Source organism: Iodobacter sp. CM08 (assembly GCF_033446605.1).
Lineage (GTDB): Bacteria > Pseudomonadota > Gammaproteobacteria > Burkholderiales > Chitinibacteraceae > Iodobacter.
The window spans coordinates 1-22,143 of the sequence record NZ_JAWQUO010000029.1 but is presented as its reverse complement, the minus strand read 5'-3'; the positions used below and the strand labels follow the sequence as shown (position 1 = coordinate 22,143).

The window sequence follows — 22,143 nt, the reverse complement described above, 5'->3', positions numbered from 1 at the left end:
GGAAGAGATCGCTCTCTTCCCTTTTTTTAATCTTTATTTATTATTGAGCAATTGCTTCTACTGCAATACTAAGCTTAACGTCATCGCCAATATTCGGTACGTAAGTAGTCATACCAAATTCACTGCGTTTGATGCTGGCTGTGGCATTAGCGCCGCAAGCTTGTTTTTTCATCATTGGGTGCATAGCGCATTTAAAATTGCTAACGGCTAAAGTCAGTGGCTTGGTCACGCCTAGCAGGGTGAAATTGCCATCAACAGCAACCAGCTTCTCACCTTCAAATACCAATTTATTGGATTTGAATGTCATTGCTGGGAATTTTTCGCTATTAAAGAAATCTGGGCCTTTAACGTGCGCATCGCGTTTTTCCCAACCGCTATTTAAGCTGCGGGTATCAATGCTGATATCTACTGAGCCAGTTTTCTTTTCTGCATCAAGCGTGATGATGCCGCTTGATTTATCAAAACGGCCATTTTGAATTGAAAAGCCCATATGGCTTAATTCAAAACTTGGGTAGGTGTGGGATGGATCTAAATTGTAAACAACAGGCGCTGCAAAAACGGTGCTGCTAAAACCTGCGAGTAGTGCTGTGGCAATAAAACGCTTCATTGTAGACTCCAGTGGGGTGGGTAAAACTTATTTGCCTGCTGTGCCAGCAAGGGCTATTTTAAATTTAACAATGACTTGATCCGCAACTGTATCTGTATCAGCCCAAACACCATCACCTAATTTATATTGCAAGCGCAAAATAGGTAGAGTGCCTTCTACCACGAGATTGCCTGCTTCTGATTTTGTGCTGAGCTGGGTAGTTACATCGCGGCTAATGCCTTTAATTGTAAGCTTGCCTTTGGCTTCAAATTTACCAGCGCCTAGGGCTTTAATGTTGTTGGCAACAAAGGTGGCCTTAGGGAAAGCGGCTACATCAAACCATGTTTTTTTCTTAGCTTCGGTATTGCCATCGCTGCCACCGATATCAATGCTGGCTAAATCGACAATAATTTCAGCTTGGGCTTTTTCTGGTTTGGCTGGGTCAAAGTCTACTTTGGCGCTAAAGCTTTTAAAGCCGCCATCTACAGATACACCCATTTGTTTAAAGCTGAAATCTACTTTGCTTTTTTGTGGCACTAATGTTTGTGCTGCGCTGGCTGAGAGGCTAATTGCCGAAATGAGCGTGGCGCTAAGGATATGCCGAATCATTGAATTCTCCAGTAAAGATAGAAAAATAACATTTATTAAAATTAATTTTTACGTAAAAAAGGCAACATCCGAGCCAAAATAGTATCTCGGTCAATAAAATGGTGTTTAAGCGCTGCGGCAATATGTAGACCAATAAAAACCAGTAGTGCGGTGGCAAATAATTCATGGCTGGCTTTTAATGTGCCAGCCAATGATTCATTTTTTTCGACTAAATTAGGTAATTGCCATAAACCTAAATAAGCTACAGAGATGCCTTTGGCCGAGCTCATTAGCCAACCAGAAAGGGGCATGGCAAACATTAATAAATAAAGTAGATGATGCACGCCGCTAGAAAGCTTACTTTGCCAGGCGGGTAGACTAGGGTCCGCTGCTGGCGCGCCTTTGAGCTTAAGCCAAATAAGGCGAATAGCCACTAGCCCTAGCACGGTAATCCCGGCCCATTTATGCCAAGAAATAATTTTAAATTTCAGCGGAGATAATGGCATATCGTCCATGGTCCATGCTAGGCCAAATGCTGCACAGATGAATAGTGCGGATAACCAGTGCAATAAAACCTGCATGCCATCGTATTGTTTTTTACTCATTTTGCTCACTATCTTGAAAAATAATGGAAGGATTTATATTGCATTCGTTTGGTCTTGAAATTTATGACGAAGTTCAGTCAGTGCACATGTTATTTCTGTTAATTTTTGTGCTGATAGTTCTGAAAAAAATGGCCGGATATATTCGAGGTGCTGGTTAAAAGTACGATTAAATAGATCTTCACCAGTAGGGCTCAGAAAAATACGAAAACTGCGCCGGTCTGCATTGATGGTTTCTCTGCGAACAATGTCTCTTGCTTCTAAGCGATCCAGTACGCCCGTTAAGGTACCTTTGGTAATTAAGGTTTTTTCGCCTAGTTCACGGCAGCTCATGCCTTGAGTGTTGCCTAAGGTGGCCACAATATCAAATTGAGCAGGGGTTAAATCCATAGTACGGATATGCCGGTTAGACAGTTGTTCAAATGCTTGGTAGCAGCGCACCAGCTCACGGAGAGTGATTTGAAAGTTTTCCATGACATGTGAGCCATATTGTTCGTGTTAGGACTATTTATATCAGAACAAAAAAAATGTCGCAAGATGTGGAAATGATTAGTAATCATTAGGATAGATGAGTTTGCAGAAAAATATTGCCAGCAAAAAGGGAAGGACAGTGAGCGCTAAGCGGGGTTGAAAGCCAAGCCCTCAGCCAAGATAGGCTTTGTGGTGGCGATAATGACGCCACCACCGTAATGCAATTAGTGAGTCATATTGAAAGCGCTGCGAAGGTGCTTCGCCACGGCAGACTCTTCATTACTACCAATTTTTACCACGTTTGGCAGAGCGGCAATTAAGCGAGGATTAGCATTACTCATTAGCCTTGGGTGGCCTGCTGTTTGTAATAGCTCTAGATCATTTTGCCCATCGCCAAAGGCAATACACTGCTCGCGCTTCAGGCCTAAGCGATCGAGCACTACTTGCAAAGCATGCCCTTTGGATACGCCAGCGGCCATCACTTCTAGGCAATCGGGCATAGAGAAGGTGATGTACAGGGTATTGCCAAAGCGCTCACGCAATTTGCTCTCTACCCCCAGTAAATGGGCGTGATCACCAATATATAAAATCTTGGGCACGCCATGGCCATTGTGATTGGCTAAGTCTTCGATCCGATAAGTAAAGCCAGAGTCTTGGTGCATATCGAGTAGATATTGGCTGTGCTGATCAATGAGCCAGGCATCATCAAGATAAAAATTTAATAGCGTGCCTGCAGCAAACTCAGCTTGTGAGAGCTCCTTCACTAAATTGGCGGGGATATCCTCAGCGTGAATCAGCTGATTATCTGGGCTATGAATGCGTGCGCCATTTGAGGTGATTAAATGGGCGCGAATTCCTAATACATCCCGAATCCCCATTACATCTAAATAATGGCGGCCAGTGGCAATCACAAATTGAACACCACGCTCTTCCAGCGTGCGCAGTGTTTCTGCCGTATAGGCATCCACCATATGCTCACCATTGAGCAAGGTGCCATCAAGATCGGAGGCGATAAGCTGATACATCGTAGGCAATCCGGTTGATTCTGGAAGCTTTTATTTTATCTGCTACAGCGTTTTACTTCGCTTGTAAAAATGCCAAATAAAACTAATTAAAAACCCGCGCCTGGTTGGGATAAGTAGCTTTGCTCTTCTGCTGTTGAGTTGCGTTTTAAGAGTTGATTGCGGTGTGGAAAACGGCCAAAGCGCTGAATCACCGCATGATGCTTTACCGCGTAATCGTAAAAGCCTTGCAGTTTTTCATCCGCTTGCCAGTCTGTCATGAGTTTAACGGCTTGCTCTTGATCGCTTAGATTTTCTGAATGTTCAAAGGGCAGATAAATAAACAGCTGCTCCAGCGGTTTGAGTTGTTGATCAAAGCCTTGAGTGATGGCGGCTTTAGCTGCCGCTAAGGCGAGATGATCGTAGGCAAAGCTTTGCGCATCGTTACGGAAAACATTACGTGGAAACTGGTCTAGCAAAATAATGTAGGCCAAGCAATGGCGCGGGGTGGTGAGCCAAGTGGCAAGCTCGCCATTGGCAGCGGCCTCAATTGTGCTTAAAAACTGCGCCTTAATCTGGGCATCAAAGTTGGCATCTTTACTAAACCATTCGCGGCGGGTTTCAAGCTGCTGGCCAAACCAAAAATTAAGAACATGATCAGGATTCATAGATTCACCTCGTGAGTTACAATACGCCGTTTTTGGCCTTGGGCCGATGGTAGCAAAGGTAGAGTAATGCAAAATGTGGTGGATGTAATTGTAATTGGAGCTGGCGCGGCAGGCATGATGTGCGCAGCCACGGCAGGCCAGCGTGGCCGTAGCGTGGTGTTGATCGATCATGCGGTAAAGCTGGCAGAGAAGATTCGTATCTCTGGCGGTGGGCGCTGTAATTTTACAAATTTAAACACCTTGGCGAGCTGTTATCAATCGGCCAACCCACATTTTGTAAAATCTGCGCTTAAGCAATATAGCCAGTTCGATTTTATTAAAATGGTTGAGGCGCATGGCCTTGGCTATCACGAAAAAACCTTGGGGCAACTGTTTTGCGATCAAGGCTCGCAAGCGATTATCGATATGCTGAAGGCTGAAGTGGATCAAGGCGACGTGACGTGGCGGATGGATACAGCCATCGTGTCGATTGAAAAAACCGCGAGTGGCTTTGAGGTGATTACCAGCCGCGAAACGTGGCAGTGCAGCTCGTTGGTGGTGGCTTGTGGTGGCTTATCTATTCCACCGATTGGTGCGACTGGCTTGGGCTTTGATCTTGCTAAGCAGTTTGATATCCCCGTGCTGCCGCTTGCTCCCGCCCTTGTGCCGCTGACCTTTCAGCCACAAGATATTTGGACGGATTTGGCAGGGGTGGCGGTTGAGGACGCAGTGGTAAGTTGTGGCGATACGCAATTTAGAGAAGCGATCTTGCTCACGCACAAAGGCTTATCTGGCCCCGCTATTTTACAAATCTCTAGCTATTGGCGAGCAGGGGATAGTTTAGAAATCGATCTATTGCCCGATGTGGATTTTGCTGCGCTATGGGCAGAGGCAAATCGGGATGCGCTGATGAGTACTATTTTGGCCGAGCTACTGCCTAAGCGCTTGGTACAAGCTTGGCTGGCGCAGTGGGGCGAGATTAAACCGCTTAAGCAATATTCAGCTAAAGAATTGGCTGCGATAGAAGAAAGCTTTCATTGCTGGTCGATTATTCCTTCGGGATCGGTAGGGTACAAAAAAGCCGAGGTGACACGCGGCGGGGTGGACACGCAGGCTTTATCCTCTAAAACCATGGAAACACGCCATGTTGCAGGCTTATTTTTTATTGGAGAAGTGGTCGATGTGACCGGCTGGCTGGGCGGATACAACTTTCAGTGGGCTTGGTCGTCTGGGTATGTTGCAGGATTAAATTGCTAGGTGTATAACTAAATCTCCAGCAACAGCAAAAGGAGATCGAATGAATAGTTTCCAAGAAGTGCTGTTTTCGGAGGCGAAGTTTGCCCCCGTCGCGACGCGGCTAATGTGTCGTTATGCTGGGCATCTGTAGTGCAGTGATTGGTGAAAGAGTTCTGCCAACACGAGAAGGCCATCAGATGTCGTAGTATCTGCTCTTTGCGTGTATTAGATGTAAGTACTGAGTTGTAGCTGTAGATGTGGCCGTACCGTAGTATTTTTTGTACGTGTTTTTCCTGTAGCTGCTTTTGAAGTGAACGTTGTTTTTACTAACATTAACCTTCAGTATGTATTTCATCTGTTTTACCGCAATAAGCAACGGGGTGCATTCGCACCCCGTTGTCGTTTCTGCTATTTGTAAAATGCTGTTTACTTGTTAGCAAATGTATTACAGCTACTCACTGAACCGCTTGTTAATCCCTGCTTAAACCAATGCATCCGCTGCTCTGAGCTACCGTGGGTAAATGCATCAGGCGTAACTGCTTGGCCTGCGCCACGCTGCAAGGTGTCGTCCCCGATAGCATTGGCGGCGGCTAAGCCTGCTTCTACATCGCCAGGCTCTAGTAATTTATTTTGCGCGGCGTAATAGCCCCAAACGCCAGCAAGGCAATCGGCCTGTAGCTCTAGCTTTACCGACAGTGCATTGGCTTGCTTTTTAGATACTTGTTGTTGCTTCTGATGCACTTTGCCTGAAATGCCGGAGAGGTTTTGCACGTGATGACCAATTTCATGTGCCAGCACATAGGCGTTAGCAAAATCACCTGGTGCGCCGTAGCGTTTGGCTAGCTCGTCATAAAAACTTAGGTCAATATAGACCTGCTGATCTGCCGAGCAGTAAAACGGCCCCATTGCAGATGAAGCACTACCGCAGGCGGATTTAACTTGGCCTCTAAATAACACCAGTGTGGGCTTTTTATAGGCGTTACCAAAGGCTTCTGGGTAGGCCTTGCTCCAGACATCTTCGGTAGAGGCCAAGATGGCGCGGGCAAACTGGCTGGCTGAATCATCGCGAGCCGCCGCTTTAGGCTGAGCAGGTTGGCTGCGATGTGCGGGTGCGCTGTGGTTGGCAATAAGCCCCAGTACTTGCAAAGGGTTTTGCCCCAGTAGCAGGCTAATGATGCCGACAATCACCACGCCACCAATGCCTAGTTGGCCAATGGGTAACCCGCCACCGCTCCCACCGCCGTCTTCATCACGGCGGTCATCCACATTATCGCTACGTCGTAAGTCTTGCCAGCGCATAGTCTGCTCCTGTTTAACTTAAGCCCAATACATCCTGCATATCAAACAGGCCGGTTGGCTGGCCGCTTAAGAAACGTGCCGCACGGATAGAGCCTTGGGCGTAGATATTGCGGTTAGATGCTTTATGCGAGATTTCTATGCGCTCGCCCATGCCAGCAAAAATCACCGTATGGTCGCCAATCACATCGCCGCCGCGTAGCGTGGCAAAACCAATACTGGAAGGATCTCGCTCGCCAGTAATGCCGTGCCTATCATAAACCGCACAGTCTTCTAGCTTTTGGCCCATCGCTCCTGCTACTGCGTCACCCAGCATTAAGGCGGTGCCAGAAGGCGCGTCGACTTTCATGCGGTGATGCATTTCTAGAATTTCAATGTCATAGCCGGTGTTGAGGGTTTTTGCCGCTACTTCAAGCAGCTTTACCAATAAATTTACCCCTGCACTCATATTGTAGGCATGCACGATGGCAATTTTATTGGCGGCAGCAGCAATAGCTGCTTTACCTGCTTCTTCAAAGCCCGTGGTGCCAATAATCATATTGACGCCATGCTGCTGGCAGGCGGCTAAGTGTTGCAATGTGCCTTCGGGACGGGTGAAATCGATTAAAACATCCGCGCCAGCCAGTAAATTGAGGTTGGCACTGATATTCACACCACAATTTTTACCCAAAAAAGCTGCAGCATCACTGCCGATTGCGGGGCTGTTTTCACGGTCTAAGGCGGCAAAAAGTTGGCAATCATCTGCGTTGATGACGGCTTCGATCAGCATGCGGCCCATGCGACCACTACTACCGGCAATGGCGATTTTAATCGTCATGTCGTTTATTCCTTAAGGGCTGGAGCTGAGCTCACCGCACTGGCTGCAGATGCTTCGGCAGATTTAAATTTAATCGGGGCAGGTAGCGTTTCGCCTGAAAAACTCAGCAAGCTATCGTCTTTAAATATAAGCACATAACTCTTTTTTTCTCTTAACTCGCCAGCACGCGCATCGCTATAAAGGTAGTCCCAGCGGTTGGCATGAAAAGGATCTGTTAAGAGTGGCGTGCCTAATAGAAAGCGAACTTGCGAGCGCGTCATTCCTGCTTTGAGCTTGGCAACTTGATCTGCGGTAATCTCATTGCCTTGTGGGATGTCGAGCTTATAAGGTGTAAGGAAATTAGCAACACTGCACGCCGAGGTAGCTAGCGCGATAGGGAGCAATAAAATAAGTACTTTTGCCTTCATCATGGGCGATATTCTTCCAGAGCGGGTTGGAGTGACCAACTTAAACGCTATATCATAACCTGATCTGGGGCATGTAGCCTAAAACAGGGAGAGAAACACATGAGCAAAGCGAACGAATTAAAAGAAATGGGTTTGAAGGCCACTGGGCCACGGCTGAAAATTTTAAACTTGTTTGAGACAGGTGATCAGCGTCATATGACAGCGGAAGATGTCTACCGCCTGTTGATTGCAGACAACTTAGATATTGGCCTGGCTACCGTTTACCGTGTGCTGACTCAATTTGAGCAGGCTGGTATTTTGGTTCGCCATCATTTTGAAACCGGTAAATCAGTCTTTGAGCTGAGCGCGGGTGGCCATCATGATCACTTGGTTTGCGTGAAGTGTGGGCAGGTTGAAGAATTTTATGATGCTGAAATCGAGAAGCGCCAAGACGCAATTGCACAAGATCATGGCTTTGAAATTCAGGATCATGAAATGTATTTGTATGGTATTTGCGCAACATGCAAGGCGGCGTAATTTAAGTGATTCCTTGGCTTGATAGCAGTTTGCAGTTCCCTCCGCTCTCTCTTGCCTTGCAAGAGCCAAATGGTTTGTTGGCTGCAGGGGGGGATTTGTCGCCTCAACGGGTGTTGTCTGCATACGTATCCGGCATTTTTCCTTGGTTTATGCCAGGTGAGCCCATTCTTTGGTGGAGCCCCAACCCAAGGATGGTGCTTTTTCCTGCTGAGCTGCATATTCCTAAGTCGCTAGATAAAGTGTTACGCAATCGTTCTTATGAGGTGCGCTTTGATACGGCGTTTGCAGAGGTGATGCAAGGCTGTGCTGCACCGCGTGATGGTGAGCCTGCCACATGGATTAGTGATGATGTTTGTGCCAGCTACGGGGCTTTGCATCGTGCTGGCTGGGCGCATTCTGCTGAGTGTTGGATAGATGGTGAGCTGGCAGGAGGCTTATATGGCATCGCCATCGGAAAAATGTTCTACGGTGAATCTATGTTTGCCAGAAAAGCCGACGCCTCTAAAATTGCCTTTGTGCATTTGGTTCGCTATCTAGAGCAGCAGGGATTTCAGTTAATCGATTGTCAGATGCGTACAGATCATTTGGCTCGGTTTGGTGCGCGTGAGATTTTTCGTGATGAATTTATTGAGCGCCTAAGTGCGCTTATCACGGAGCCACATCAAGTGGGGCCTTGGTCTTATTTACACAGGGTAAAAGCATGAATGATTCGCTGCGCACTCGCACGGTTTCTTTGCAGTTTTATGCCACTGCGACGTATGAATGCAGCTATTTAGACGGGCAGGTGGCACGCTCGCAAGTGGCGGTGCCAGCGGAGCTTATTGATAGCCAAGCGTATAGTAATTTAGTGCAGCATGGCTTTCGGCGTAGCGGGCTATTTGTGTATCGGCCTTGGTGTGATCAATGCCGCGCCTGCGTGCCAGTGCGGCTGCCAGTGCGGCAATTTAAACCTAATCGTACCCAACGCCGCGCCCAAAAATTACATGCTGGATTACAAGTTAGATTACTGGGTTTGGAATACTTAGAATCACATTATTTATTGTATCAGCGCTATCAAATGGCTAGGCATTCTGGTGGCGGGATGGATCAAGATAATCGTGAGCAATATCAAAATTTTATATTAAAAAGTAATGTGAGTAGTTTCTTAGCAGAATTTAGCATCGATAACCAAGTGCAGATGGTTAGCCTGATTGACCAGTTGGATGATGGGATTTCATCAGTATATACATTTTATAATCCTGACCTTGCTGGGGCTAGCTTGGGTGTATTTAATATTCTTTGGCAAATTGATCTAGCTAAAGAAATGCAGCTTCCCTATGTTTATCTTGGCTATTGGATTGATCAATGCCGAAAAATGGCTTACAAAATACGCTATAAGCCGATTGAAGGTTTATTTAATGGCAAGTGGCAGCCTTTAGCTGCGGATTAGTTGTTTAAAAGACTGTTTAAATCATTTTACCCTGCTGGCTTACATGATTATATTTTTTATTTTCTAGCATAATCACCACACCCATTGTGCAACGCAATACAAGTTGAATAAGAGCTGCTAGTATTCATTGTAATAATGAGTAAATGAGAGATGGTCTAGATGAAAGTCCGCGTGGTGTTTAATCAAAAAGGGGGCGTTGGCAAATCAACGATTACCATTAATTTAGCGGCGGTTGCTGCCAAAGCGGGTAAACGGGTTCTGGTGGTCGATTTAGATCCTCAAGCCAATTCAAGCCATTATTTGCTTGGCGCTGGTCTTGATTTAGCTAAGCCCAGTTTGTTGGATTTTTTTGATCAAGTGCTTAATTTTAGTATGTATGCCAAAGCCACGCGTGAGTTTGTGCATCGCAGCCCATTTGAGCGGCTATCGATTATGCCTTCGCATCCACAAATTGCCGAGCTAGAATCCAAATTAGAATCACGGCATAAAATTTATAAATTGCGTGAAGCATTAAATGAATTAGCCAATGATTTTGATGAAGTGTGGCTGGATACACCACCAGCTTTAAATTTCTTTACCCTATCGGCACTCATTGCGGCCGAAGGATGTTTGATTCCATTTGATTGTGACGAATTCTCGCGCCATGCTTTATTGGGGCTGATTGATAGGGTGGCGGAGATTCGCCATGATCATAATGCTGATTTAGCCATTGAAGGGATTGTCGTGAATCAGTATCAAGCCCGTGCTAGCTTACCAGCGCGCATGGTGGCGGAATTAAAAGAGCAGGGCTTGCCGGTATTGGATGTTTTTCTTGGGGCCTCGGTTAAAGTAAGGGAATCGCACGAGCGCGCTATTCCCTTACTTATTCTTGATCCCAGTCATAAATTGTCGCAGCAGTTTAGTGATCTTTATGCCTTATTAAAATAATCTGGCATAAAACATCAAAACTATTAAATTGAATAATCTGTATATATTGTGCGGTTACGCTGTATACGCGAGCAATCTTACCTTTATCCTTATGGGAGCTTGATGGGGGGAGGGGCTAGATTGGAAAGGAGATATCATGCAAGAGCGGGCTAGGGTACTTATCGTTGATGATGAGCCCTTTAATTTAGAAATACTTTCTGAGCACCTCAGTGATGCGGGCTACGACGTAGTGGTGGCCGAGGATGGCGAAGTGGCTTGGGGGATCTTGTCAGAAGATCACTCGTTTGACACGGTGCTGCTTGATCGCATGATGCCACGCATGGATGGTATGGCCCTACTTGCGCGATTGCGTCAGCAACCAGAATTTGAACACCTGCCGGTGATTATGCAAACCGCTGTAGGCGCTGCAGAAAACGTGCGTGAAGGGCTGGCGGCAGGTGCTTATTACTATCTGATTAAGCCATTTCAGCGCGATATGTTGCTGGCGATTGTGGCGGCAGCGGTTAATTTTCATCGTGAAAAAAGCCAGCTTGATGCGCAATTAGCCGCGCAAGCCAGCTCTTATCATTTATTGATGAAGGGTGAGTTTCATTTTCAAACCTTGGAAGAAGCACGTCATCTTACCTTGTTGCTCTCTAATGCTTGCCCAGAGCCGCAGCGGGTGGCCTTAGGATTGTCAGAGCTATTAGTGAATGCGGTAGAGCACGGTAATTTAGCTATCAGCTACGCTGAAAAAACGCGGCTATTGCAGCATGGCCGTTGGCAAGATGAAGTAGAGGCACGCTTAACGCTGCCTGAATACGAGCATCGCAAGGTGAAGGTCGCGTTTTATCGGGAAGAGGGTGAAATTGTCTTTACCATTACCGATGAAGGTGTGGGCTTTGAATGGCAGCCATTTTTGGAAATGTCACCAGAGCGGGCGTTTGATCCGCATGGCCGAGGGATTTCGATGGCGAGAATGCTATCGTTTCAATCGGTGGAGTACAAAGGTACTGGCAATCAAGTGGTTGCAAGAGTGCGGCCAGTAGAGCCGTGATGTTGTTTAAGGCGCAGCTCACTGCGCTTTAATGCTTTTATAGAGCGCGGCGAGCAGCGCGCCCTAGCGCTTAGTCCAAGATTTCTACCTCCATCCCCTCGCTAATGATCCCCGCTTTTTCTACGGTCAAATATTGCCCAAAGAGCACACCTGCAGCGCTTTTACGGTATTTGGCCAAGCTGCGTAATGGCTCTTGATCTGGGGATTTTTCCGCTGTATCTGGATCTATAGTAGTAAAAACACAGCGTGGGCAGGGTTTTAGCACGCTTAAAACGACCTCCCCCATGCGGATTTTTTTCCAGCTATCTTCAGCAAATGCATCACAGCCTTGCACAATCAGATTGGGCCTAAAGCGTTGCATTGAAAGCTTGCGATCAAGGCGATGGCTGATATCTGCCAGTGATCCTTCACCAATCAACAGCAAGGGCTCAGCATCGACTAAGGTAATCGGCTCGCCCACGCTATTTTGCCGATTGAATTCAAACCCCACCCAAAGCAAAATCACCTGTTCACCTAAATAAGCCGAGCACCAAGCGTCTGCATCGCTGGCCCCATGGTAGGTGCTTAATTGGGTTTCCCAGCGATTAGCTGGGTGAATATGGCTAAATAAGCCCATTGCAACAAATAGCGTGGGCATATCTGGCGCGCTAAGTGTTAAGCCTTCTGCACTGGGCTCTGCAGATAGTAAAACTAATTTTGGGCACTCTCGGCCAGTTAAAATCTTGCCATTGGGCTGGGCAATCACCCAGCTACGATCAAAAGGTAGGCCGCTACGCAGTACTTGGCTTTGCTGCAGTCGCTGGCCTTGGCTAGATTTAATTGGGTAGCGGTAAAGACCTGAAAGGATGAAGGGCATAGCTGTCAGCTCGGCAAAATAAGGTTACGTTAACTGAATTTAAGTTGACAAACAATGCTGTAAATCTTACTTCTCTTACTTGTTATGGATTTTTTTGAGGTAAAGACAAGTCAAGTGGCCATTTCTGTAAGCAAAATGGCCGTTCAAGCTTGATCTCGCGGCTGAAAATACCAGCTTAATGCACTAGCAATCAGAATGGCTGGTGCTACTCGCCCTTCTCAAACCAAGCAATGCTTTCAACGTGAGCGGTATGCGGGAACATATTGACAATGCCTGCCGCTTTTAATACATAGCCTTTTTCATGCACCAGTACATCGGCATCGCGTGCCAGTGTGGCGGGGTTGCACGATACATACACGATGCGCTGCGGGCCATTTTTGGCACTGATGGCTTTGCATAATTCATGTGCGCCGTCCCGTGGTGGGTCGATCAACATTTTGTCGAAGTGGCCGAGTTTTTTTAGCCAGTGCTCGGTCATATCAAATAAATTGGCCACTTTAAACTGGGTGTTGCCAGCCAGCTGATTATCCGCAGCGCTTTCATTGGCGCGGTCTACTAGCTGCTGCAAGCCTTCCATGCCCAGTGTTTTAGCGCCGCTTCTGGCTATGGCTAGCGTAAAGTTACCCACGCCACAGAAAAAGTCGGCGATCGATTCACCTGCCTGTGGGGCAAGTAGATTCATGGCGCGGGCGACCAACGTGCGGTTAATACGATGGTTGACTTGGGTGAATTCGGTGGGCTTGTAACGCATCACAATGCCAAATTCTGGCATGCTGTAGCTAAGCTGCGGCGCATCTGTTGGATAAAATATACTGGCCGCTTCGCTGGATTTTGCCTGTAACCAGAATTGCACTTTCCATTCGTCTGCGTATTTTTTTAGCAGCGCTTGATCGGCCTTATTGGGCTTGATGGGCGTGCGTAGCACCAGAATATCCACGTGCTCGCCCACCGCCAGCTCGATATGCAGTAGCTGCTCTTTAATAGACAGGCTTTTAATCAGTTGGCGCAGGGGCAAAATTTGTTTGGAGATATGCGGTGGCAAAACACGGCATTCTTTTAGATCGGCGATAATCTTAGAGCGCTTTTCAAAAAAGCCTAAGCGCACCTCATTACCCTTGACCGACACCGATAAACGCGCCCGCTGGCGGTAGCCCCATTCCGGGCCGTAAATCGCTGGCAGCAGCATTTGGGCTTTAACATTGCCAATGCGTTTTAGATTGTCTTCTAGCACCCGCTGCTTAGCGGCCACTTGGCCTGTGAACTCCATATGCTGCATGCTGCAACCGCCGCAGCTGCCAAAGTGCGGACAGGGTGGGTTAACGCGTAAATGGCTGGTCGTATGGATTTGGGTGGCTTCGGCATTTTCAAAACGCGGCTTAATACGGTAGCTTTTATAGCTGACGCTTTCTCGCGGCAGGGCGCCGTCAATAAAAACCGTCTTTCCATCTACGCGTGCAATTCCATGACCTTCAAAGTCGAGTGATTCAATAAGGACAGGAGCAGTCATGGTAAGGCCATCGCGTAAAACGCGCGATTATAAGCGATATGGGGAAGGGTGGGGCATTCGTGGTGAAGGCAATGGCTTGATTTTTAGGCGGTGTAACTTGGCTGAATGCAGCAAAGCTTATGGGATTACGTACCCCTTTTTGCTTTCAATATATTCCGCCAAATTACACCAAACTCTTACATCGCAGCCTGATAAATCGCAGTAATTTCTTCTGCCGTGGCTTGGATCGGGTTGGTAAAACCACAAGCGTCTTTCAGTGCATTGGCGGTAAGGGTGGGGAAGTCGGCTACTTTTACGCCGAGCTCAGTCAGCCCAACGGGGATGCCTACGTCCGCAGCAAGCTGGCGGATGGCGGCGAGGCAGGCTTCGGCGGCGGCTTCGTCGCTTAAGAAGCGCACATCGCAGCCCATGGCGTGGGCCACTTCGCCAAGGCGTTTGCCAGCAATGCGTGAGTTAAATTTCTGTACATGCGGCAGCAGGATCGCGTTGCATACACCGTGCGGTAGATCGTAAAAACCACCCAGCTGATGCGCCATGGCGTGTACATAGCCAAGCGATGCATTATTAAACGCCATACCGGCTAAAAATTGCGCATAGGCCATTTGTTCGCGGGCGTGCAAATTATGGCCGTCGCTTACGGCGTGGCGCAGATTGTCGCTAATCAGCGTGACGGCTTTAAGCGCACAAGCATCGGTAATGGGATTAGCAATGGTGGATACATAGGCTTCAATGGCGTGGGTGAGCGCATCCATACCGGTGGCGGCAGTTAGGCCTTTGGGCTTATCTAGCATCAGCTCTGGGTCATTAACCGAAAGAATTGGGGTGACATGTTTGTCTACAATCGCCATTTTTACATGACGTGTTTCATCCGTAATGATACAGAACCGCGTCATTTCACTCGCGGTGCCGGCCGTGGTGTTGATGGAAACTAACGGTAGCTGTGGTTTTTTGGATTGGTCTAAGCCTTCGTAGTCACTAATGTTGCCACCATTGCTGGCGCAAAGTGCAATGCCTTTGGCACAATCATGGGGTGAGCCGCCACCTAGCGAGATGACAAAGTCGCAGTTGTTTTCTTTAAGTAATTTTAAGCCTGCTTCTACATTACCTATGGTTGGATTGGGCTGAGCGCCATCAAATACCACAGAAACTATGCCATGCGTGCCGAGCAGCTCGCTCACCTTGGCCACCATACCGATTTTATTTAGCACGGCATCGGTCACAATCAACGCTTTTTTAAAGCCGTAAGATTGAATGGTGCTCGCTGCGTCTTGAAGGCAGCCTGCGCCCATAAGGTTTACTGAGGGGATAAAGAATGCGGTTGTGGTCATGATGATCTGCCTGCAGGTCAAAATCTAAGCTTAACCATTCTGATTGCAGCAGGGTTTGTGTCAGATCAAAGAAAGGTGGTAGAAAAGAGCTTATTCGCGTGCGCGCACATTCGCCTTGCCTGTATATCTAGGTGGGCAAGGGCATTTTTTATATCTTTAGCGGGGATCAGGGTAAATCTGCGCTGCAGATTGTGAGGCTTTTTTGAGCGATGGCGGGGGGGTAATGCCCATAGACATATAAATGCTAGTGAGTTTATCTACCCCGATATTGGCTGGGCGAATCCATTCGCTAGGGATATAGAGTAGCCCGCCACCGATAGGCACAGGTGCGGTGGGGACCAATACCGCTTGATAGATACGGCCTTCGATTTCAATGGGCTCAGGATTAGGCATCAGCGCCAGCACTGCAACACCATCACCGCCAAATAAGCACCATACTGGGCTCATGCTGCCGATATCCGCGTCTTCTTTTTGATCAAGTAAGCTGACAAACCGGTCTGCAGTATTATACAAAGTACCAATTATTGGAATTCGTCTTACTGTCTTATCAAGTAAATAGGCCAAGTGCCGTTTAAGCTTAGATTGCACAATAACCCCCAGCGGATAAATTGCGCCAATCAACATGACCCAGCCGATTAAGTAACCCAGTAGCGGGTGATTAATCACAGGCTGACCAATCAGGGCAAATAATTGCCCGACCATACTTTGCGGGCCAATAAAATTATTCAGTATTTTGACCAGCCATGCCAGTAGGGCTAAGGTGAGCAAAAAGGGTAATAAAGCCAGCAGGCCTGCCAGCCAAGTGGTGGCTATTCTTTCGAAGCTACGCTTGAACATAGGTATTTCCGGTGGGCAAAATTTTGCCGCTATTCTAACCCTCATCGCTTAAACCGCCTGTTGGATTTATGCCGCGTTGGTGAAAAAACACTCGGCATGGTTTGGTTTTTAATGTTTTTACCAAAATTTAACCGCACCGTGTGAAACGAAAAAATCATAAAAACATTATTAAATCAGCGGGTTACTGCCGAAGCGTATAGGCACTGGGCGAAGTTTTTGCCACCCTTGAGTAAAATAGTCGAATTGTAGTTAATGCAACTTGATTGCAATTTGGGACGAGTTAGGGCCAAAACATCAGGTAGAATTGCCTTTCTGGAAAATTAATCAAATGTAGCCCTATGCGCATCCCTCGCTTATTCCGTTTTACCCTTGTTTATTTGCTGGCATTTATTGCCTTGGGCATATGTATCCGTTTGGGATTTGCCACTGCCTTTGGCAACAAGGCTGACCCGCTGCCCAGCTCCTTGCTGACGCAATCATTGCTGCTGGGCGCGCGTTTTGATTTGCGCCTAGGCCTACTTAGCCTAGTGCCGCTGCTACTGCTGGGTGGTTTTAAGATTACGACACCTTTTAAAGTGGGGCTGGCTAGGCGCTTATGGCTGGTTTGGTTTGCGCTGGTGTTTGCCGTGCTGATCTTTACGCATATGGTTGATTTTGCCCACTATTCTTATCTGGGCGTGAAGCTATCAGCCAGTGTGCTTAATTTTTTATATAACTTAGATGAATCGGCTGGCATGGTCTGGTCGACTTATCCGGTGGTAAAGCTGACGCTGGTGTGGGGCTTATCCGTGGGCTTACTGACATGGTTGGTTTCTTGCCTGATGAGCAAGGTGGCGGCGTATACAGGCTGGGATGCGGGTAAGTGGAAAACCACGGTACTGGTGCTGGTTTCTATTCTGGGCACATTACTGGGTATACACGGCAAGTTTTCACAGTACCCGCTGCGTTGGAGCGATGCCTATTACAGCACCAATAGCTTTGCCGCTGCCGTGGCGCTTAACCCCGCTTTAAATTTCTTCGACACCATGTCCTATACCAGCAACACCTATTCTCTGGATGATGTGCGTAAGGCTTATCCTGCGATGGCGGCCTATTTGGGAGTGGATCATCCAGATGAAAAGGCACTTAATTTTGAGCGGGATATCCAGCCTAAGGCCACGGCACTTGCTGGCCAACCCAATGTGGTGATGGTGTATTTAGAATCGTTTTCTGGCTATAAAACCAGCCTTTATGGCAATCCATTAGCCACCACGCCTTTCTTTACCCAAATGGCTAAAGAAAGCATCTGGTTTGATAATCTATTTACCCCGCACTTTGGTACGGCACGCGGTATTTTTGCGGGCTTAAGCGGTATTCCTGACGTGGATTTACGGGATACATCGAGCCGTAACCCAGCGGCGGTCACTCAAAATGTGCTGATTAATGCATTTAAGGGCTACGAGAAAGATTACTTTATTGGCGGCAGCACCACTTGGGCCAATGTACGCGGGGTGCTGACCAAAAATATTGATGGTTTAAAAATCCATGAAGAGGGAAGTTATAGCGCACCACGTAATGATGTATGGGGCATTTCAGATAAAAATCTATTCTATGAAGCGAATAAAGTATTTAAAGAAAAGAAAGGCCCATTCTTTGCCGTGATTCAAACTTCGGGTAATCACCGCCCTTATACCATTCCGGCAGAAGATACTGATTTTAAATTAAAAAATCCAAGCGTTGCAGAATTGCATGCCAATGGCTTTGCGGCGGTAGATGAATATAATTCTTTCCGCTATATGGATTACAGTATCGAAAAATTTATGGAAACCGCTAAAAAAGAAGCGTATTTCGATAATACGGTGTTTGTATTCTTTGGCGATCACGGTATTCGCGCCATGGGCCACGATGTAGGCCCTAATGTGCCGCGTGCTTATCAAGATTTAAAACTCTCGTCCGTGCATACGCCTTTTGTGCTTTACGCGCCTAAATTATTAAAACCCGCGCGTTACCATAAAGTGGCTTCGCAAATTGATATTCTGCCGACAATTGCTGGCTTATTTAATTTTTCATTTGTAAACAAAGGCATGGGCCGCGATTTACTCGATCCGCGCTTTGATGCATCACGCATGGCTTTTACCATTTACCCAGATGAAGGCGGCGAGATTGGTATCCTGGATCAGGATTGGTATTACATCATGCAGGTCGCCAAAAAAAGCGGCGGTCTGTTTGATATGAAATCCAATACGCCAAGCATTGATAAAAGTGCCGAGCACCCTGAAGTTGCGGAAAAAATGAAAACGCAATTAAGGGATTACTACACCATCGCGGATTATATGCTAACGCATGGTGCGAAGTAGGGCACCTGTGCCCACGCGCTGCATCTGTGCATCCGCGTGGGCTAGGTAGGGCGTCTTTGCCTACTCTACGATATCAAGCATTGTAGGGTGGGTGTGCCCACGTGCTGCATCTGTATATCCGCTTGGGCAAGCATTTTACTCATTCTACAAATTTTTAAATAATATCAATTAATAATTCGATTTCCACGTTCTCTGCTGAATATTGAATTTGGGCCAGTAGTACGGCGTCGACCATATTGGCGAAGTTTCTTAAAAGAATAGAGCGCGCCAGTGCTGGGCCCATGCATTTACGAAAATCCGCTACATAGCTTAAAGCGCCGACGCTATCGTCGGCGAGCGCTTGTTCGTTATCGCTGATAATGCCTTTGATTTCCTTGCGAATATCTTTTACTTCTTTGAATAACTCGCTAGAGATCTCGCATAACTCAGCAAATTGCAAAGTAACGTGCGCATTTTTTTCATTTTCAAACGCGCGCATCAGGGTTTTAGATAGCGAGCCTAATTCTTTGATTTCGCTGGTGCTTAATTGCAGCCACTCTGGGTAGCGCTCTTTAATGCTGGCAATTGCTTGGCGAATGCCTTCGCTCTGGCGCAGGCTTTCTGGTAGCTGGCTGCATGCTTGGGCAATTAATCGATAGTGATGTGCTTGGCTCATGATGTACGTCCCCTCTTATTAGATTATTGATCCCTTGCTTTATGGCACCTTACTCTTTTACAAGTCAGGCCATTAAAGATAGGGTAATTTGCTTATACGCGCTCTCATTCTAATGATAAGTATCGGCCGATAGAAATGAATAATTGCATTTGTGGCGCTTCTTGTTGGCTGGAGTAGCGACAAAACAAGTGGATAAAGTTTTTTTCTAAAAAATTCATATAGAGGCTAGACTAGGCTTAGTATTTGTACTATCATGCGTCCCTCTCTGCTTCTGACGAAGCAAGCATTTGAATGCCGACATGGTGAAATTGGTAGACACGCTATCTTGAGGGGGTAGTGACTTAGGTTGTGAGAGTTCGAGTCTCTCTGTCGGCACCAAAAATAAGTATATAAAAACGCTGGATTTCCAAAAGGAATCCGGCGTTTTTGCATTGGCGGATTTAAATGTTGGTTAGCGAATTCCCCAGACAGCTAGAGGCTGGAGCAGATCGGTAAGCGAGCAAGAACGCAGACTCTGTTTGGCCTCGTTCGCGCAGCTGACAAAGTGTTTAGTTTCTAAATGGAATTAGAATAAGATAGGGTTTATTTTTACTCGCTGAGCTGACACAATGAGCCGATTTTGGAGCCCGCTAGTCAATAAACTGACTCCCTATGTGCCGGGAGAGCAGCCTAAGCTAACTAATCTAGTTAAGCTAAATACCAATGAAAATCCATATGGCCCGTCCCCTAAGGTGCTGCAAGCGATGCAGGCCGAGCTGGCGGATACGCTGCGGCTGTATCCAGATCCAAATGGCGATCATTTAAAGGCGACGATTGCAAGGTATCACGGTTTGGATAAGTCGCAGGTATTCTTGGGTAATGGCTCGGATGAAGTGCTGGCTCATGCTTTTGCTGCGCTGCTCAAACACGATGCGCCATTATTATTTCCAGATATTAGCTACAGTTTTTATCCTGTTTATTGTGGGCTTTTTGGCATTGATTATCGCCAAGTGCCACTTGATGCTGATTTCGCGATTAATCTTGAGGATTATGATCAGCCCTGTGGCGCGATTATCTTTCCTAACCCAAATGCCCCAACAGCAAAACTACTGCCGCTAGCCGCCGTAGAAACCCTGCTACAACGTCATCCAGAGCAAGTGGTGCTGGTGGATGAGGCTTATATCGATTTTGGCGGGGAGAGCGCGATTGCCTTAGTGAATCGCTACCCCAATTTATTAGTGGTGCAAACGCTGTCTAAATCTCGCTCCTTGGCGGGCTTGCGTGTTGGTTTTGCCATTGGTCACGCTGATTTAATTGAGGCGCTAGAGCGGGTTAAAAATAGTTTTAACTCCTATCCACTGGATAAGGTTGCCTTAGCTGGCGCAGCGGCTTCTTTTGCTGACGAGGCGTATTTTCAAGAAAAATGCCAAGCCATTATCGCCACCCGTGAGCAATTAAGCAGGCAAATGGGTGATTTAGGCTTTGAAGTGCTGCCTTCTGCGGCTAATTTTATTTTTGCCCGCCATCCACAGCACGATGCAGCGCAATTAGCGGCTGCATTGCGTGAGCACTCAATTATTGTGCGGCACTTTAAGCAAGAGCGCATCGATCAATTTTTGCGTGTCAGTATTGGCACGGATAAGGAGTGTGAATTACTAGTGCAGGCCTTACATAAACTGCTGTCTTTATAAGCTTTTTAAGGCCGTTAAGAAGCTTGCCCACTATTGTTTTGGGCAAGCTGCACGGTTTAAATCTATAAATTGAATGTTCCCGCTGAATGGGTGATGCATAAAATGATTGAACTTCCTGCTGGTGGTTCTGCTGCGCGTAATCCGGATCTTGACTGGAGTCAGGTTCGTGAAACCATGTTAATGCTTGGCATTGCCGTGGCGCAGGTGAAGCATGCTGTGGCCGAGAGCAATGCTTCGCTCAATGCCTTAGCGTTTTCTTTTGCCGATACTCATGATCGGATTGAATCTTTGCGTAATGATTTATTAGCGCAAGCCTCTACGTTGCCTGCCGAGCTTGAATTAGATAGCAAGATTGCAGAAATTGGCCAGCGCAATATGCAGGCGGTGATTGCATTTCAATTTTACGACCGGCTTTCGCAACGCTTAGACCACGTTTGCGGTACGATTAGTGGCTTGGCCGAGTTGGTATCCGATCGCAATCGGCTGTATGTGCCATCAGAATGGATGGAGCTGCAAGATAGAATTCGCTCGCAGTATTCGATGGAGCAAGAGAAAAAACTCTTTGATGATATTTTAAACGGTATGGATATACGCCAAGCGCTATCACTGGCCGCCAGCATGGTGCCGGTGCAAAGTGATAAATCGGCTGCCCCAGAATCGGGGGACATCGAGTTGTTTTAATCGATATTTAGCGCGCATAAAAAATGGCTGTTCCCCTTAGGAGAACGGCCATTTTATTTGTATCGGCTAATTTACGCTGCTACCCGTAGGTAGTAGGAGTTAAGCCTACTTCTTTTTGGCTTCGTTAATCTGTGCATTGGCCTGAGCCGCTGCATTGGCGAAGGTGGATGCAGGCACAGTGGCTGTTTTTTCTTTCTTTGGTTTCTTTGTTTCACGATTACTACGTACTTGACCTTTGGCCATGGGGTTTACTCCCTAACATGCTATCTGCCAGTTGGCGGCTGTAGCCTACTTGATATTAGCCGTCAGCGGGGAAATAGCCGATGGTAATCATGCTAAATTACAGCTAAGCCAAGTGTTTTTTGTGCATAAAAAAGCAGAAAGAGCCATTGAATGAGCTCTATCTGCGTTTCTCTGTGAAACGCCGTGCTGCAAGATTTGGCTTTTAAAATCCATTAGCAAAAAGGCCAGCATGACGCTGGCCTTGGCTGCTTACCGTTCCTGACTATGCCTCTTGCTCAATCTCATTATAAATATCGTAGGCTGGGTGAAGCCCGCGTGCTTATTCGGCATTGCTCGCGGGTTTTACCCGCCCTTGTATCTTGTTCCCTGTGGTGGTTAGCTACTACCACACGAGGTGAAGTGAGCTTGATAGCGCCCTTAAGGCATCGACCTTGTTTTGTAGATAAAGCCCTTCACCTCACTTCTTTCGCC

Annotated in this window: 24 protein-coding genes and 1 tRNA gene; 10 read left to right on the top strand and 15 right to left on the bottom strand. The window is 47.1% G+C overall.

Translation table 11 applies throughout. The features are described from left to right. Positions 1–40: 40 nt before the first annotated feature. The 6 genes from R6242_RS15880 to R6242_RS15855 form a co-directional block, all read right to left on the bottom strand. Positions 41–607: a YceI family protein gene (locus R6242_RS15880; protein ID WP_318428592.1), complete on the bottom strand. Its 567-nt coding sequence runs from the start codon at positions 605–607 to the stop codon at positions 41–43. A gap of 27 nt (positions 608–634) precedes the next feature. Next, positions 635–1,195 (bottom strand): YceI family protein, encoded by a 561-nt coding sequence (locus R6242_RS15875; protein ID WP_318428588.1) that lies wholly within the window; start codon positions 1,193–1,195, stop codon positions 635–637. A 41-nt stretch (positions 1,196–1,236) separates the two neighbouring features. Beyond that, positions 1,237–1,779 (bottom strand): cytochrome b, encoded by a 543-nt coding sequence (locus R6242_RS15870; protein ID WP_293932943.1) that lies wholly within the window; start codon positions 1,777–1,779, stop codon positions 1,237–1,239. A 33-nt stretch (positions 1,780–1,812) separates the two neighbouring features. Next, the gene (locus R6242_RS15865; RefSeq protein ID WP_293932942.1) at positions 1,813–2,250 is read right to left on the bottom strand and encodes a MarR family winged helix-turn-helix transcriptional regulator; all 438 of its coding nucleotides are present in this window, start codon (positions 2,248–2,250) and stop codon (positions 1,813–1,815) included. Positions 2,251–2,471: 221 nt separating this feature from the next. Next, a complete protein-coding gene (locus R6242_RS15860; protein ID WP_318428586.1) occupies positions 2,472–3,272 on the bottom strand; it encodes a Cof-type HAD-IIB family hydrolase in 801 nt (266 codons plus the stop codon). An 86-nt stretch (positions 3,273–3,358) separates the two neighbouring features. Next, a complete protein-coding gene (locus tag R6242_RS15855) occupies positions 3,359–3,916 on the bottom strand; it encodes a DUF924 family protein (RefSeq protein WP_318428584.1) in 558 nt (185 codons plus the stop codon). Positions 3,917–3,982: 66 nt separating this feature from the next. Between R6242_RS15855 and R6242_RS15850 the strand changes: the two genes are divergently transcribed. After that, the gene (locus R6242_RS15850; protein ID WP_318428581.1) at positions 3,983–5,152 is read left to right on the top strand and encodes an NAD(P)/FAD-dependent oxidoreductase; all 1,170 of its coding nucleotides are present in this window, start codon (positions 3,983–3,985) and stop codon (positions 5,150–5,152) included. A 405-nt stretch (positions 5,153–5,557) separates the two neighbouring features. Here the strand turns inward: R6242_RS15850 and R6242_RS15845 are convergent, their stop codons facing one another. From R6242_RS15845 to R6242_RS15835, 3 genes are read right to left on the bottom strand one after another with little or no spacing between them, the layout of a single operon-like run. Beyond that, positions 5,558–6,430 (bottom strand): neutral zinc metallopeptidase, encoded by an 873-nt coding sequence (locus tag R6242_RS15845; RefSeq protein ID WP_318428579.1) that lies wholly within the window; start codon positions 6,428–6,430, stop codon positions 5,558–5,560. A 13-nt stretch (positions 6,431–6,443) separates the two neighbouring features. Further along, positions 6,444–7,244, bottom strand: a complete 801-nt coding sequence (gene dapB, locus R6242_RS15840; protein ID WP_318428577.1) for a 4-hydroxy-tetrahydrodipicolinate reductase — start codon at positions 7,242–7,244, stop codon at positions 6,444–6,446. A 5-nt stretch (positions 7,245–7,249) separates the two neighbouring features. Continuing rightward, positions 7,250–7,654, bottom strand: coding sequence for an outer membrane protein assembly factor BamE (locus tag R6242_RS15835; RefSeq protein WP_293932931.1), 405 nt, complete (start codon positions 7,652–7,654; stop codon positions 7,250–7,252). Positions 7,655–7,750: 96 nt separating this feature from the next. On the opposite strand from R6242_RS15835, the gene fur reads away from it, so the two are divergent. The 5 genes from fur to R6242_RS15810 all read left to right on the top strand — a co-directional run bounded on the left by fur (position 7,751) and on the right by R6242_RS15810 (position 11,559). After that, positions 7,751–8,167, top strand: coding sequence for a ferric iron uptake transcriptional regulator (fur, locus tag R6242_RS15830; protein WP_293932929.1), 417 nt, complete (start codon positions 7,751–7,753; stop codon positions 8,165–8,167). 5 nt (positions 8,168–8,172) lie between these two features. Next, positions 8,173–8,871: a leucyl/phenylalanyl-tRNA--protein transferase gene (gene aat, locus R6242_RS15825; protein WP_318428574.1), complete on the top strand. Its 699-nt coding sequence runs from the start codon at positions 8,173–8,175 to the stop codon at positions 8,869–8,871. Then, positions 8,868–9,596, top strand: coding sequence for an arginyltransferase (locus tag R6242_RS15820; RefSeq protein ID WP_318428572.1), 729 nt, complete (start codon positions 8,868–8,870; stop codon positions 9,594–9,596). The genes aat and R6242_RS15820 overlap by 4 nt, the downstream gene beginning before the upstream one ends. 159 nt (positions 9,597–9,755) lie before the next feature. Next, a complete protein-coding gene (locus tag R6242_RS15815; RefSeq protein WP_318428570.1) occupies positions 9,756–10,523 on the top strand; it encodes a ParA family protein in 768 nt (255 codons plus the stop codon). A 136-nt stretch (positions 10,524–10,659) separates the two neighbouring features. Then, positions 10,660–11,559 (top strand): response regulator, encoded by a 900-nt coding sequence (locus tag R6242_RS15810; protein ID WP_318428568.1) that lies wholly within the window; start codon positions 10,660–10,662, stop codon positions 11,557–11,559. Between the two features lie 70 nt (positions 11,560–11,629). On the opposite strand, the gene R6242_RS15805 is transcribed toward R6242_RS15810, so the two are convergent. The 4 genes from R6242_RS15805 to R6242_RS15790 form a co-directional block, all read right to left on the bottom strand. Beyond that, complete coding sequence (locus tag R6242_RS15805) at positions 11,630–12,415, bottom strand: MOSC domain-containing protein (RefSeq protein ID WP_318428566.1); 786 nt, start codon at positions 12,413–12,415, stop codon at positions 11,630–11,632. A 205-nt stretch (positions 12,416–12,620) separates the two neighbouring features. Beyond that, positions 12,621–13,922, bottom strand: a complete 1,302-nt coding sequence (gene rlmD, locus R6242_RS15800; RefSeq protein WP_318428563.1) for a 23S rRNA (uracil(1939)-C(5))-methyltransferase RlmD — start codon at positions 13,920–13,922, stop codon at positions 12,621–12,623. Positions 13,923–14,098: 176 nt separating this feature from the next. Further along, a complete protein-coding gene (gene yiaY / locus R6242_RS15795; protein WP_318428561.1) occupies positions 14,099–15,250 on the bottom strand; it encodes an L-threonine dehydrogenase in 1,152 nt (383 codons plus the stop codon). Between the two features lie 156 nt (positions 15,251–15,406). Further along, positions 15,407–16,087, bottom strand: coding sequence for a DUF502 domain-containing protein (locus tag R6242_RS15790; protein ID WP_293932915.1), 681 nt, complete (start codon positions 16,085–16,087; stop codon positions 15,407–15,409). A 338-nt stretch (positions 16,088–16,425) separates the two neighbouring features. Between R6242_RS15790 and R6242_RS15785 the strand changes: the two genes are divergently transcribed. Then, positions 16,426–18,423, top strand: coding sequence for an LTA synthase family protein (locus R6242_RS15785; protein WP_318428558.1), 1,998 nt, complete (start codon positions 16,426–16,428; stop codon positions 18,421–18,423). 154 nt (positions 18,424–18,577) lie between these two features. Here the strand turns inward: R6242_RS15785 and R6242_RS15780 are convergent, their stop codons facing one another. Next, the gene (locus R6242_RS15780; protein WP_318428556.1) at positions 18,578–19,078 is read right to left on the bottom strand and encodes a hypothetical protein; all 501 of its coding nucleotides are present in this window, start codon (positions 19,076–19,078) and stop codon (positions 18,578–18,580) included. Positions 19,079–19,371: 293 nt separating this feature from the next. Here R6242_RS15780 and R6242_RS15775 point away from each other — a divergent pair. The 3 genes from R6242_RS15775 to R6242_RS15765 all read left to right on the top strand — a co-directional run bounded on the left by R6242_RS15775 (position 19,372) and on the right by R6242_RS15765 (position 21,429). Then, positions 19,372–19,456: transfer RNA gene (locus tag R6242_RS15775), tRNA-Leu, on the top strand. Positions 19,457–19,686: 230 nt separating this feature from the next. Then, complete coding sequence (hisC, locus tag R6242_RS15770; protein ID WP_318428554.1) at positions 19,687–20,748, top strand: histidinol-phosphate transaminase; 1,062 nt, start codon at positions 19,687–19,689, stop codon at positions 20,746–20,748. Between the two features lie 102 nt (positions 20,749–20,850). Next, complete coding sequence (locus R6242_RS15765) at positions 20,851–21,429, top strand: hypothetical protein (protein WP_293932910.1); 579 nt, start codon at positions 20,851–20,853, stop codon at positions 21,427–21,429. A 105-nt stretch (positions 21,430–21,534) separates the two neighbouring features. Here the strand turns inward: R6242_RS15765 and R6242_RS15760 are convergent, their stop codons facing one another. Continuing rightward, the gene (locus R6242_RS15760; RefSeq protein ID WP_293932908.1) at positions 21,535–21,672 is read right to left on the bottom strand and encodes a hypothetical protein; all 138 of its coding nucleotides are present in this window, start codon (positions 21,670–21,672) and stop codon (positions 21,535–21,537) included. Positions 21,673–22,143 lie beyond the last annotated feature (471 nt).